Annotated in this window: 8 protein-coding genes; 5 read left to right on the top strand and 3 right to left on the bottom strand. The window is 66.1% G+C overall.

Going from position 1 to position 14,197, the window contains the following annotated elements:
• Window positions 1-5 precede the first annotated feature (5 nt).
• From FCU40_RS00350 to FCU40_RS00340, 3 genes are read right to left on the bottom strand one after another with little or no spacing between them, the layout of a single operon-like run.
• Window positions 6-1,532 (bottom strand): PepSY-associated TM helix domain-containing protein, encoded by a 1,527-nt coding sequence (locus tag FCU40_RS00350; protein ID WP_168072115.1) that lies wholly within the window; start codon window positions 1,530-1,532, stop codon window positions 6-8.
• Complete coding sequence (locus tag FCU40_RS00345; protein ID WP_168072113.1) at window positions 1,532-2,095, bottom strand: hypothetical protein; 564 nt, start codon at window positions 2,093-2,095, stop codon at window positions 1,532-1,534. The genes FCU40_RS00350 and FCU40_RS00345 overlap by 1 nt, the downstream gene beginning before the upstream one ends.
• On the bottom strand, window positions 2,092-4,410 hold the full coding sequence (locus FCU40_RS00340; RefSeq protein WP_168072111.1) for a TonB-dependent receptor: 2,319 nt from the start codon (window positions 4,408-4,410) through the stop codon (window positions 2,092-2,094). Before FCU40_RS00340 ends, FCU40_RS00345 begins: the two co-directional genes overlap by 4 nt.
• A 275-nt stretch (window positions 4,411-4,685) precedes the next feature.
• On the opposite strand from FCU40_RS00340, the gene FCU40_RS00335 reads away from it, so the two are divergent.
• The 5 genes from FCU40_RS00335 to FCU40_RS00315 all read left to right on the top strand — a co-directional run bounded on the left by FCU40_RS00335 (window position 4,686) and on the right by FCU40_RS00315 (window position 14,097).
• Window positions 4,686-5,726 (top strand): LacI family DNA-binding transcriptional regulator, encoded by a 1,041-nt coding sequence (locus tag FCU40_RS00335; RefSeq protein WP_004615573.1) that lies wholly within the window; start codon window positions 4,686-4,688, stop codon window positions 5,724-5,726.
• A 156-nt stretch (window positions 5,727-5,882) separates the two neighbouring features.
• Window positions 5,883-8,738: a TonB-dependent receptor gene (locus FCU40_RS00330; protein ID WP_168072109.1), complete on the top strand. Its 2,856-nt coding sequence runs from the start codon at window positions 5,883-5,885 to the stop codon at window positions 8,736-8,738.
• Between the two features lie 117 nt (window positions 8,739-8,855).
• A complete protein-coding gene (locus tag FCU40_RS00325) occupies window positions 8,856-10,388 on the top strand; it encodes a tryptophan halogenase family protein (RefSeq protein ID WP_168072107.1) in 1,533 nt (510 codons plus the stop codon).
• 20 nt (window positions 10,389-10,408) lie between these two features.
• Window positions 10,409-12,694, top strand: coding sequence for a glycoside hydrolase family 3 protein (locus tag FCU40_RS00320; RefSeq protein WP_168072105.1), 2,286 nt, complete (start codon window positions 10,409-10,411; stop codon window positions 12,692-12,694).
• Window positions 12,694-14,097 (top strand): glycoside hydrolase family 30 beta sandwich domain-containing protein, encoded by a 1,404-nt coding sequence (locus FCU40_RS00315; protein ID WP_168072103.1) that lies wholly within the window; start codon window positions 12,694-12,696, stop codon window positions 14,095-14,097. Before FCU40_RS00320 ends, FCU40_RS00315 begins: the two co-directional genes overlap by 1 nt.
• The last annotated feature ends 100 nt before the right edge of the window (window positions 14,098-14,197 follow it).

The following is a 14,197-nucleotide window of genomic DNA, read 5'->3' as shown; positions in this document are numbered from 1 at the left end:
TCGCCTCAGTCGAACTTCCGCGCGCGGAAGACCTTCGGCGTCTGGACCATCGTTGTCGCCCCGAGCCCGAGCGCCGTCGCCAGCAGCGCCGCATCGACGATCCAGCCCACCGGGTCGGCCATCTGGCGCGCGTGGAGCGAGACGTGCGTGACAGCGACCATGGCGATCAGGGCGGCGCTGATCCGGCGAAGCGCGATGGAGAGCGCGGCCGGAGCGGCGGCGACGGCCAAGGCGCAGGCCGCCAAGGTTGCCAGGCCCCAGGCCGCCACGGGTTTCGGCGTGGGCGAGCACAGGCTCACCAGGGCGGAGAAGGCGTAGGCCACGGGCTGGCTCCAGACCAAGGCGATCCAGACGCGCTCCCAGCGTGGAGCCGGGCGGCCCTTGTCGCGGCGTCGGGCCAGCCAGATGGCGACGCCGCTGGAGGTCACCGTCGTTAGGCCCAGCCCCAGCAGCAGATAGGCGACCTTCACCGGCCAGCCGCCGAACCAGCCGAAATGCAGCGGGGTCATGGCCGAGAGCAGGCGCATTCCGACCGAACCGCTCTCGTAACCGACCTCGCCGAGGATCTTGCCATCGGCGTCGAGGACCACGGTCTCGCCGCGCGACAGGCGACCCTCGCGGACGATGTTGCCGCTGGCGTGCTGCCCAACCTCGCCGGGGTGTTCGACGACCAGATAGGTCGCGCGTCCGTCCGGATAGACGACCCTTAGACGGGTCAGGATGGCGGCGACGTCGATGACCTTTTGAGCCGGTCGCGGATCGTCCTGGACCGTCGGGCCTCGGAACAGGGCATAGGCCTTGCTGGTGTCGCCTCTAAAGGTGGCCAGGGCCAGCACCCCGACGATGATCACCGTCAGGCCCAGAAAGGCGCCGGTCAGCGACACGACGAGATGGAATGGCAGGCCCCAGACGGAAATCCGGTTATGCAGGTCGGCTTCCTGCAGGCGCTTGGACCCGCCCCATCGCAAGGCGAAGGCGTCCTTGAACACCCGTGGGTGCGAGAGCACACCCGAGACCAGCGAGGACAGCAGCGCCACGCCCGTCAGGCCGACGATGAAGCCGCCCCAGGCGCGAGGCAGGTGCAGAGCGGTGTGAAGCTCGGCCTGGAAGGTGCTCCAGGGCGTATTCTGCTCGGCGACGATCTTGCCCGAGGCGTCGGCGATCCAGGTGCGCTCGTGACCCTTAGTGTCCTCGGCCCGCACGCTGAGGCGCGGAGCGGCGGGTTCTGGCAGGCGCAAGAACAGTTCATGGGCGCCGGGGGTCTTGGCCAGCGCCTCGCGGAAGGCGGCGTCGGCGGCCCGCGGCGAGACCTCGCGCAGGACCGGACCCGCTGGCTGTTCCCAGCGCTGGTACTCATAGGTGAAGACCGCGATCGAGCCGGAGAAGCACACCAGACAGATCAGGGCCGCGAAAGCCAGCCCCAGGGCCGAATGGCCGGCGAGCATCGCGCGGACGAACGCGGCTGGGATCTTGGGCCAGATCGGCTTGGCGGCCTTGCCCTTTGTCCGAGCGGCGGCGCTCGAGCCGTCCATTAGAGCGCTCCCTTGAGGAAGGCCGCGCCCAAGGTCACGGTCGCGACGCCAGTCAGAACGGCGCAGGCTCGCAGGATCTTGTCGTCCGAGAGCGTCCACGCCATGCCGCCAGCCCACAGGAACGGGATCATGAAGCCGCCGACCACCATACGGCTCTGAATCTGGCCTGGCGCGCAGATGGCGACGGCCAGCCCGCAGCCCAGGGCCGCGACGCCCGCCAGCGGGCCCGCCAGGAAACCTCGCAACCAGCCCCGCCAGACGATACGCTTGCGATCGGAAGGCTCGGGCGCGAGTTCGCGGACGACTTTTTTCCTGGCGTCGCGACGCTCGACCCCGGCGGCGACCAGGGCCAGGGCGGCGACTGAACCCAACGTCAGCACGGAGAAGGGGCCGCGCGCCCCGCCGAGCAGCGGAACCGAAGCGGCGATCGCCAAGCTCATCACGCTCCAGCCCGCTAGTATGAACCACGCACGGTTCTGATCGGGTGTGGCCCAGGCGCGTTTCAGCAGATAAGTCCCCGCCAGCGGCAGGGGCGCCAGCGCAAGACTCCAGAGAGCGTTCACCAGCGGGTCTCCAGCGTAAGGCCGATGATCCGGGGTTCGCTCAGTAGGGCGACCGGAATGTCCGTGCGCGTATATTGGCTGTACGTCGCGTTCAGCAGATTGCGGCCGTACACATAGGCGCCCCAGCGGGCGCGCTCGTAGCCGAAGCGGCCGTTGAACACGAGGTGCTTCTTGATCAGCGCGGTCCGGGCCTGGTTGATGTCGGCTTCAGAAAACGCGTTGCTTCGGTAGTTGCCGTCCAGATGGGCGATCAGGCCGTTGTCCCAGCGATGGTCGACGCCGGCCGCCGCCGTCCAGTGCGGGGCGTAGGGGAATTCCGAGCCCGATAGATCGCTGACGAGCGCGCCCGCGGTGACCTTGAAGTCGTCGAACTTGGTTCGGGTGTGACCCAGAGAGACGTACCAGGACAGTCGCGGCGTCAGTCTTTGGGCGACCTCCAGTTCGAAGCCGTAAAGGTGCGACTTGCCAGCGTTCCGGACCTCGGAGTCATAGGCGTTCAGGCCGAGGTTCACGACGACCTGCTGTTGCGTCCAATCGGTGTAGAAGGCGTTGGCGTTGAGGGTCAGCGATCCGTCCAGCCAGGCCGTTCGCAACGCCGCCTCGTAGTTCCAGGTGTATTCCGGATCATACGCGGCGACGCTGGAGCGGGCCTGGTTCACGGTCGAGCCGCCCGACCGATAGCCGCGCTGGACCGTCAGGCTGGCGCCGATATCCGGGGTCCACTGATATTTGACCCCAAACTTCGGCAGGAACGCGTTGAATTCTCGGGTCCCTTCCGGCGCGGAGGCGTTGGCCTGGGCGATCATGCCGGCGACGAAGGCGTTCACCTGGGCCACGTAGGAGGCGGAGGGTCCGAAGGACGCCGGGGTCGGATAGGTCCCGGCGAAACTGGCCGTCTGCGCGCTGCGGCCGGTGTTCTCCTCGTGGTCGTAGCGGAAGCCGCCGAGCAGCGAGAGCTTGTCGGTCAGGGCGAAGGTGGCGTCGGCGAAGACGGCGCTGGTCTTTATCGTCGAGGGCTGGCTGCCGCTGTAATTTACCGGAATGACCGGCAGGCTGGCGACATAGAGATTGGCGAAGGCGCTGGCCTGCGCCGCAGCGGCGGCCTGCTGCGCCGGCGTCGGATTGCCGACACCCGACAGCAGGGACGGGGTCAGCACGCTCACCAGGGTGGCGCGCGGGAAGGGCACGTTGGTCAGGCTGCTCGACAGGTCCCGGGCGTCGCGCGTGGCGTGATAGGCGCCCAACAGGCCCTTTAGCCGCTGGCCGTCGTAGTTCAGGCGCAGCTCCTGGGAGGCGGTCTTGGTGGTCTGGGCGCGCGTGCCATACGAACTGTGGGCGGGGGTCATGTCGAAGTCGATGGTGGCGTCGGTATTGACCGCGTTGAACGAAGCGATGGCGTTCAGCGTCAGCTTGTCGCTCAGCTTGTAGGCTATGTCCGCCGTCAGGATATCGGTCTTGGTCTTGGTGCGGCTGGGATCGCCCGAGAGGTCGATACGATGATCGTAGTAATCGGGCCGATCGGTGCGCGAATAGGTGAATTCGTAGCCGCTGTCCCGGTCGTTGTGGGCGTAGGTGAGCAATGCCCGCAGGCCAGGTAGGGCGCTCGGCGTGAGCAACAGCTTGCCGCGGACGTACAGATTGTCGACCGCGTCCATGTCCCGCTTGAGGTTCGGATTGTAGATGAAGCCGTCGCCGTCCTTCTTTTCGACGGCGATGCGGAAGGCCATCTGGTCGGCGACGATCGGACCGCTCGCGGCGATGGCGTAGACACGCTCGTCGCCGCTGGCGAGGTTCGCGCGAGCGCGGAACTGCGGGGTGTAGGTCGGGTTGGCCGAGGTTATGATCACGGCGCCGGCCAAGGAGTTGCGGCCCTGCAGGGTGGACTGGGGACCACGCAGGATCTCGACTTGGCCGATGTCCCACATCTCCAGCGGGCCACCGTAGACGGCTTCCTGCGGCAGGGCCGCGCCGTCGACATAGACCGTGGCCAGCCCGCCCGTACCGCCGCCCGAGACGTTGCTATTGCTGACGCCCCGGATCGTGAAACCGGTCTTACCGTAGGTCTCGCTCATGTTCGCGGTGCGGGCGACGACGTCGTAGAAGTCCTGGATATTCTCGCGTTCAATGCGGGCGGCGGTGGTCACCGCCACGCTGGAAACGGTTTGCTGAAGCCCGCGGGCGGTCTTTTCGCCGGTGACGACCACGGCCTCGACAGCATTAGCGGGATCATCGGCGGCTGCGATCTCGGCCGCCTGGACGCCTTGCGCCATCGCCAGCACGCCGAGCGCGCTCGCCGCCAACCCTATCCGCTTCATGCCCGGAACCCCGCTTGAAAGAACGGCTAGGCGCTTACTTTGTGTTGAGTATGCGAGTCAATATCATTTGCATCTAGGTTGATCGCATCCGTCAAATGGAGTTGAAGCGGGTTCGCCCGCTCAATCGCGGCCGCCAAATGTCCAGTTCCGCGTCGTCTCTAGCACTGGCCTGCGAGCCCACGAGGCAGGCGTTGCCTTGGGCCGGCATCGGGCCAAGCTGGCTTGTGCCGCGGAAAATTCCTGACCATCTTCCCGGCCTTTCGAGGGAGTTGCGTTTGACCACCAGGAGACCGACCATCGACGATGTGGCCCGTCTGTCGGGCGTCGCGCGCGTGACCGTGTCCCGGGTGCTGAACGGCGGCCCCAATGTTCGCGATGAGGTGCGCTCGCGCGTTATGCGGGCCGTCGAGGCGCTGGATTACAAGGTCAATCCCCAGGCTCGCGGTTTGGCGGGCGGTTCCAGTCGGCTGCTGGCTTTCGTCTTCGCCTCGGACCCCGAGAACGATCCCAACTCGTACTACGAGTCCGCGCTCGAACTGGGCGCTCTGCGCGGGTGCCTGGCCTTGGGTTATCAGGTGCTGGTTCAGAACGTCCCAAACCAGACGCCGGACTGCCATAAGCGCGTCCTTGAGTTGATCACCACCCAGCGCTGCGACGGCCTGATCCTATCTCCGCCCTATAGCGACGATGTAGCCCTGATCGAGGCCGTTCTGGCCCAGGGCTGCAAGGTCGTGACGGTGTCGCCGGGCGGTCCGGCCAAAAACCGGTTCGACGGGGTCGGCGTCGATGACGAGGCGGGCGGCTATGATCTGGCTCGCGAACTCCTGCGTCTGGGTCATCGCCGATTTGGTTTCATCGCCGGCCTGGAGGGGCACCTATCGGCCGATCTGCGCCTGAAGGGGTTCCAGCGCGCCCTGGCCGAGCAGGGGCTGGGGGAGGGCGATTACGCGATGGTGCGCGGTGACTTCACCTTCCGCTCGGGGACCCATCTTGCCCCCGGACTTTTGGATCATCCCCTGGGACCAACCGCCCTGGTCTGCGCCAATGACGACATGGCTGCCGGCGCCTTGTCGGCGGCGCACGCGCGGGGACTGAGCATTCCTAAGGACCTGTCGATCACCGGCTTCGATGACGCGCCCGTGGCGGCCATTGTTTGGCCGCCATTGACCACGGTGCACCAACCCGTGAAGGTTCTGGGCCAGCGCGCCGTCGAGCTTCTGGTCGCCCGCTTGACGGGTGTCGACATCGCTCCCGAGCCCGTGTTCCACCAACTGGAGCACGCCGTGGTGTCCCGGCAAACGACCGCCGCGACCTAGTTTTCCCCTGCCGCCGATTTTGTTTCAGCCTTGACAACGTTGTCGCGTCACTGCCAATTGGAAGCGCTTCCATGGAAGCGCTTCCACGGCCATGCTCGGCCGCGAGACAAGAACGAGAGAATCGCCCGCGCGGGGCGAGTTCAGAGGGGAGAGCTTATGCGAAACCGCATGACGCGCGGCGCGCCAGCGTCCATCCGCACACTTTACGCAACCGCCTCGGCGGCCGCCATCACCCTGGTGATCGCGGGGCCGGTCTCGGCGCAAACGACCGCCCCGGCGCCGAAAGCCGACGATGACACGGTCGAGGCCGTGGTCGTGACCGGCATCCGGGCCAGCATCCAGAACTCGATCAACATCAAGAAGAACGAGACCTCGATCGTCGAGGCCGTCTCGGCCGAGGACATCGGCAAGCTGCCCGACGTCTCGATCGCCGAGTCGATCGCGCGTCTTCCCGGCTTGGCCGCCCAGCGGGTCAACGGCCGCGCCCAGGTCATCTCGATCCGGGGCCTGGCGCCGGACTTCACGACCACGCTTCTGAACGGTCGCCAACAGGCCAGCTCCGGCGACAACCGCGCCGTCGAGTTCGACCAGTATCCGTCGGAACTGCTGTCCAGCGTCGTGATCTACAAGACGCCCGACGCCCAGGTCTCGGGCATGGGCCTGTCGGGCACCGCCGACCTGCGCACCGTGCGTCCGCTGGAATACGGCAAGCGCGCCCTCGCCGTGAATCTGCGGGGTGAAAAGACTTCGGGCAAGAAGCTGAACGAAGACTCCCGCAACACCGGCGGCCGTTTCAGCGTCAGCTACATCAACCAGTTCGCCGACGATACGATCGGCGTCGCGCTGGGTTACGCGCACCTGGATTCGCCCTCGCAGGTGAAACACTACAAGGCCTATGGCTACGAGGCGTTCCCGCCCGAGTCCACTTCGCCCGACAGCGCCGACGGCGCCCTGATGCTGAACGGCCAGGAGATCTTCGCCACCTCGCGCAACAACAAGCGCGACGCGGTGATCGGCATCTTCGAATACAAGCCGAACGACCGGATCCACTCCACGCTCGACATGTACTACTCGACCTTCAAACAGAAGGAGACGACGCGCGGGGCTCAGTGGTTCTCGAATCCCTACGCCGACAACGCCACCTTCTCGGGCGTGACCACGGATACAATTGGCGGCTCGAAGTTCGCTTCGGGCGGGACGCTCAACAACGGTGTCCTGCAACTGCGCAATGACTACAACACTCGCCAAGACCAGTTGTTCTCGGCCGGCCTGAACAACGAGTTCCAGATCACCGAAAGGACGCGTCTGGTCGCCGATCTATCCTATTCGTCAAACAAGCGAAAAGAACAGATCATGGAGACCTACGCCGGCTACGGTCGCGGCGTGGGTGGAGTCACCGGTGGCACGCCGGACGTCGGTCGCACCTATGACACCATCGGCTTCAAGGTCGCCGACGACGGCTTCTCGCAATATCACGAGGGCCTGAACTATGCCGACGCGAGCAAGGTCACGTTGGGCGACCGCGCCCCGTGGGGCGGCTGGGGCCACGACGGCGCGATCCGCTTTCCGCACGTCAAGGAAGACGTCACCGCCGTCGACGTTCGGCTCGAACACGATCTCGACGGCTTCATCACCCAAGTGTCGGGTGGCGTGAACTACACCAAGCGCGACAAGGGAAAGACCGTCTCGGACAACGACCTGTTCCTGAAGAACGGCCGCCAGCAGGTCTATGTCGACGCGGCCGACCTGACCTCTCCGACCAATCTGGGCTTCGCGGGTTTTGGCAACGTCCTTTCGGTCAAGATCGGCGACGTCTGGAAGAAGTATTACAACGCTTCGCCCATTCTCGACGCCAACTACTACGACAAGAACTGGGACATCACCGAAGAGGTGACCACCTTCTTCGGCAAGGCCAATTTCCAGACCGGCGCCCTGCGCGGCAATGTCGGCGTGCAGGTGGTCAAGCAGAAGCAGCAGTCCAGCGGGGTTGTGATCAACGGTCTGGCCCCGGGGCAGCCGATCGTCCCGACCAAGATCAACGCCAAGGAGGACTATACCGATGTCCTGCCTAGCATGAACCTGATCTACGACCTGGGCGGCGGCCATCGCATCCGCTTCGCCCTGTCCAAGACCATGGCGCGTCCGCGCATGGACGACATGCGCGCCAACGTGACGCCAGGCTTCAACAGCCTGGTGTGTTCCAGCCAGCCCTGCGGCCCCGGCACGACGGTCAATCCGTGGTCGGCCTCGGGCGGCAACCCGCACCTGAAGCCGTGGATGGCCAAGGCCGCCGACCTTGCCTACGAGTGGTACGTGAGCCCGGCGACCTACTTGTCGGTGGCTGGCTTCTACAAGAAGCTCGACACCTACATCTATCAGCAGTCGGGCACGTTCGACTTCACCGGCATTCCGCTGCCGCCCGGCGCGAACATCCCGGCTGGCACGACGATCAACAACATCGGCCAGATCACCCTGCCGGCCAACGGCAACGGCGGCGTGGTCAAGGGCCTGGAGTTCAGCGGCGCCCTCGACTTCGGCCAGTTCGCCGACGTGGTGAAGGGCTTTGGCGTCCAGGGCAGCCTCTCGCTGACCAAGTCGAACCTGAACCCGACGACCAGCACCGATCCCAAGCAGAAAGTCCGCATCCCCGGCCTGTCGGGCACGGTCTACAACCTCACCGGCTACTACGAGCGCGGCGGCTTCCAGGCCCGGATCAGCCAACGCTACCGCTCGGCCTTCAAGGGCGAGGTGGTGCAACTGTTCGCGACGCGCGGCTTCACCGAGATCCTGGCCGACAAACAGGTCGACGCCCAGATCGGCTACACCTTCCAGGACGGGCCGCTGGAGAACCTCGGCCTTCTGCTGCAGGTCAACAACCTGACGGACTCGCCGTACCGCACTCGCCTGGGTCTCGACGATGGCGGGACCAAGACCAGCAACGGCGGCTCGCTGCCGGAGACCTACGAGAAGTACGGCCGCCAGATCCTGTTCGGCGTGAACTATCGGTTCTAGGCGTTAGGTCGAGCGCTCGTCGTCCCCCCCTTGGCGCCGTGCTCGACAGCGAGAACCATCGGAGGCGGGGCCGCGCTTATCAGCGGCCCCGACCTTTGACCAAGACGGGAGGCGGGCGTGCAGCCGCTCAAGACAATATTGATCGCCGGCGGCGGGTCGGCTGGCTGGATGACCGCGGCGCTGTGCTCGCGTCTTTTCCAGGGCCTCTACGACATCGTCCTCGTCGAGTCCGACCAGATCGGCACGATCGGGGTCGGCGAAGCGACCATTCCCGCCATCAAGAAGTTCAACGAGCTGCTCGGGCTCGAGGAGGACGATTTCCTGCGCAAGACGCAGGGGTCCTTCAAGTTGGGCATCCAGTTCCGCGACTGGTGGCGCAAGGGCGAGAGCTACCTGCACGGCTTTGGCGTGATCGGCCAGGACTTGGGTTGGCTGCGCGCCCACCAGTACTGGCTCCGGATGCGGGAGCTGGGCCGCGCGCCGCCCTTCGATAACCTGGCGATCAACAACGCCATGGCGCTGAGCGACAAGTTCATGCGCGCGAGGGCCGACATGAGCGAGTCGCCGATCGGCCATATCGCCCACGCCTTCCATTTCGACGCCGGCCTCTACGCCAAGCACCTGTCGACCTACGCCCAGGCGCGCGGGGTCAAGCGGCGCGAGGGCAAGATCGTCGAGGTGACGCTACGTCCCGCCGACGGCTTCGTCCAGTCGGTCAGGCTGGACGACGGCGAGACGATCGTCGCCGACCTCTTCATCGACTGCTCCGGGTTCCGGGGCCTGATCATCGAACAGGCGCTCAAGACCGGTTACGAGGACTGGACGCACTGGCTCCCCTGCGATCGGGCCATCGCCGTGCCGTCCGAGCGCTCGGAGCACTTCACGCCCTATACCCGCTCGACCGCGCACGACGCCGGCTGGCAATGGCGCATCCCGCTGCAGCACCGCACCGGCAACGGTCATGTCTATTGCAGCCGTTTCATCGATGACGACGAGGCCGAGCGCGTCCTGCTGTCGAACCTGGACGGCGCCCAGCGGGCCGATCCGCTGCGGATCCGCTTCACGACCGGCAAGCGCAAGAAGATCTGGAACAAGAACTGCGTGGCCGTCGGTTTGGCCGCCGGCTTCATGGAGCCTCTGGAGTCGACCAGCCTGCACCTGATCCAGTCGTCGGTGATCCGCCTGGTCCGTCTGTTGCCGGATGCGGGCTTCGACCAGGCGACGATCGATGAGTTCAATCGCCAGACCGACTTCGAATACGAGCGCGTCCGCGACTTCATCATCCTGCATTATAAGGCCACCGAGCGCGACGACACGGCCTTCTGGCGCCACTGCCGCGACATGGAGATCCCCGCGACGCTGCAGCGGAAGATGGACCTCTTCCGCGCAAATGGCCGAGTTTTCCGCGAGGACGACGAGCTCTTCACCGAGGAGAGCTGGATCCAGGTGTTCCTGGGGCAGGGCGTGATCCCGCGCGGTTACGATCCGCTGGTCCGAGTCCATTCGGACGAAGAGATCGCCCGCCACCTTGGCAACATCGAGACGGTCATCGGCCGGTGTCTCGCCGTCATGCCCAGCCACGCCGAGTTCGTGTCCCGCGCTTGCGCGGCGCCGGCCCCGGTCGCCTCGACCTTAGTTCCCACACCCTGACGATGGCACGGAGTACCGCCATGACGAACGCCCAGCCTTCATCCGCCCTGCGGATCCTGTGCCGGACCACCGCCGCCGTGGCGTTGCTTTCCCTCGCGCCGGTCGCGGGCGCGCTCGCCGAGGTCATGCCGACCAAGGAAAGCGCTCCGCTGGCGCCGCGCGCCAACGACCCGGCGTGGGCTCGCGCCGATGCGCTGGTCAAGCAGATGACGATGGATGAGAAGATCCAGTATCTGCACGGCCTCTTTCCGCCCAACACCAAGCCCGCGCCCGCCGACATGATCCCCTCGGCCGGCTATGTCCCCGGCGTCCCGCGCCTGAAGATCCCGACCCTGCGCGAAAGCGACGCCAGCCTCGGCGTCGCCAATCAGGTCGAGCAGCGCAAGGGCGACGTGGCCACCGCCCTGCCTTCGGGCCTGGCGCTGGCTTCGACCTTCGAGCCGAAACTGGCCTATGCGGGTGGAGCGATGATCGGCGCCGAGGCGCGCGCCAAGACCTTCAACGTCCTGCTGGCCGGCGGTGTCAACCTGACCCGCGACCCGTGGGCCGGTCGCAACTTCGAGTATCTTGGCGAGGACCCGCTTCTGGCCGGCGAGATGGCGGGCGAACAGATCAAGGGCGTGCAATCCAACCACATCGTTTCGACGATCAAGCACTTCGCCTTGAACGCACAGGAGACCGGCCGGCACGTGATGGATGCCCAGATCGGTGAGGCCGACCTGCGGGAGAGCGATCTGCTCGCCTTCCAGATCGCCATCGAGAAGAGCAACCCCGCCTCGGTCATGTGCGCCTACAACAAGGTCAATGGCGACTGGGCCTGCCAGAACGACGTCCTGCTGAACAAGGTGCTCAAGCGCGACTGGAACTATCCGGGCTTCGTGATGTCCGACTGGGGCGCGGTGCACAGCACCGTCAAGGCCGCGCTGGCGGGCCTCGACCAGCAGTCGGGGCAGGAGCTCGACACCCAGATCTTCTTCGGCGACGACCTGAAGGCCGCCGTCGCCAAGGGCGAGGTCAGCCAGGCCCGCGTCGACGACATGGTGCGGCGCATTTTGCACGGCGTCATCACGTCCGGCTTGATGGACCATCCGACGCCGACCACCGCCCAGCCGATCGATTATGACGCCCACGCCAAGGTCGCGCAAAGCGTGGCCGAGCGCGGCGCGGTGCTGCTGAAGAACGACCGCAACCTGCTGCCTCTGGCCAAGACGGCCAGGAAGATCGTGCTGATCGGCGCCCATGCCGATGTTGGCGTGCTGTCGGGTGGCGGTTCGTCCCAGGTCCGCTCGGTCGGCGGCGCGCCGGTCGAGATCCCGCTGAACGGCGGCGAGGCCGCCTCCTTCGTCCGCGTCACCTGGCACGCTTCCTCGCCCTTGGAAGCGATCAAGGCCGCCGCGCCGGGCGCGCAGGTCGTGTATGTCGACGGCAAGGATCCTGCGGCCGCCGCCGCGGCGGCCAGGGACGCCGATGTCGCCATCGTCTTCGCTTGGCACTGGCAGACCGAAGCTCAGGACGCGCCCTCGATCGCGCTGCCGGACAATCAAGACGCTCTGATCGACGCGGTCGCCGCCGCCAACAAGAACGCCGTCGTGGTGCTGGAGACCGGCGGCCCGGTGCTGATGCCGTGGCTCGATCGCGTCGGCGCGGTGCTGCAGGCCTGGTATCCCGGTCAGCGCGGCGGTCAGGCCATCGCCCGCCTGCTGTTCGGCGAGGTCAATCCGTCGGGCCGCCTAGCCATGACCTTCCCGAAGACCGCCGACCAAGCGCCCCGCGCCAGCGCTCCGGGCTTCGCCGAACAGGCCGCTATCGACGACGCCCGCCGCGCCGGCCAGACCGTTCCAGGCATCAAGGGCTTCCCGGTTAAGTACGTGGAAGGCGCCGCCGTCGGCTACCGCTGGTACGCCCAGCAGAAGCTCAAGCCGCTCTATCCGTTCGGCTATGGCCTTTCTTATACGTCCTTCGCCTACAAGAACCTCAAGGTCGAGGACGCGGCCGGCCTCAAGGTCAGCTTCGACGTCACCAACACCGGCAAGATCGCCGGCGCCGACACGCCCCAGCTCTATGTCACCGCCGGCAAGCGCAAGCCGATGGTCCGCCTGGCGGGCTTCCAGAAGGTCGACCTCGCTCCGGGCCAGACGCAGCGCGTCACGCTGACGGTCGAGCCTCGAATCCTGGCCGACTACGATGTCGCCAAACCCGGCTGGTCGATCGCGGCCGGGAGCTATCCGCTCTATGTCGGCCGAAATGCCGGCGAGCCCGTCCTGACGGGCAAGGCCAACCTGAAGGCCTGGTCGAGGAAGCCCTGATGCGCAAGCTTTGCACCGCCGTCGCCGCTCTGACGATCGCCTTTCCAGCGGCGGCCGCGCCCAAGCTGCGCGCCTGGGTGACGACCGGCGACAAGAGCCAGTTGATGGCCGCGCAAGCGCCGTCTGGTCCAGCCTCGGCGAAGGCCGTCGAAGGTCTGCCGCTGATCGCGGTCGACCCCAACGAGCGCCATCAGACGATCGTCGGCTTCGGCGCGGCGATCACCGACGCCTCGGCCTGGCTGATCCAGAACCGGATGAGCCCCGCGCAGCGCGACGCCCTGCTGCGCGAGCTGTTCGGGCGCGCCAACGGCGGCCTCGGCTTCAGCTTCACCCGCGTCACGATCGGCGCCTCGGACTTCTCGCTGGACCATTACAGCCTCGACGAAACGCCAAACGGCGCGCCCGATCCGAAGCTGGAGCATTTTTCGCTAGCGCGACCGGAGCAGTTCGTCTTCCCGACCGTCCGCGCGGCGCTGAAGATCAATCCGGATCTCAAGGTGATGCACTCGCCCTGGAGCGCCCCGGCCTGGATGAAAACGACCGGATCGCTGGTGAAAGGCGAACTGAAGCCGGAAGCCTATCCGGTCTATGCCGACTTCTTCGGCCGCTACATTAAGGGCGCGGCCAAGGTCGGCGTGCCGGTCGATTATCTCAGCATCCAGAACGAGCCGGACTTCGAGCCCGACAACTATCCTGGAATGCGCTGGAAGCCCGAGGGCCGCGCGCGCTTCTTCGGCGAGAACCTGGCGCCGGTGTTCCAGCGCGAGGGCATCGCGACCAAGGTCCTCGACTGGGACCATAATTGGGACAAGCCCGAGCAGCCCATGACCGTTCTGGCCGATCCCAAGGCCAACGCCTTCCTCGCCGGCGTGGCCTGGCACTGCTATAAGGGGGACGTCTCGGCTCAGGAGCCGGTGCGGGCCGCTCATCCGGAAAAGGAGGTCTTCCTGACGGAATGCTCCGGCGGCGAGTTCGCGCCGAAGTTCGACGACAGCTTTTCGTGGATGATGGAGAACCTGATCATCGGCTCGACGCGCGGCGGCTCTCGGGGCGTCCTGATGTGGAACCTGGCCCTTGATGAAAGGTTCGGACCGCACAACGGGGGCTGCGGCGACTGCCGGCCCGTCGTGACGATCAACAGCCAGACCGGCGCCGTGACCCGGACGCAGGAATACTACGCCTTTGGCCACGCCAGCCGGTTCGTGAAGCCGGGCGCGACGCGGATCGGCTCGCCGGCCAAGGTCGGTGAGCTGCGCACGGTGGCCTTCGAGAACCGCGATGGCGGGCGGGTATTGCTGGTGCTGAACACCGGCAAGGCGCCTGCCAGCTTCGCGATCTCGGATGGCGCTCGCCGTTTTAAGGCGATACTGCCCGCCCGATCGGCCGGCACCTTTACCTGGTGAGATTCCGCGCCTTTAGGGCCTTTTGACGCCTGAAATCGGAATCGATTTCAGGCGTCAAAAGACCTCTAAATCAGATGTTTAGAGCGTGAGATAAGCTGAA

Source organism: Caulobacter sp. SSI4214, from assembly GCF_012184455.1.
Taxonomy (GTDB): domain Bacteria; phylum Pseudomonadota; class Alphaproteobacteria; order Caulobacterales; family Caulobacteraceae; genus Caulobacter; species Caulobacter vibrioides_E.
Note: the sequence above shows the minus strand (reverse complement) of the source record. Positions and strands in the feature narration are given on the sequence as shown.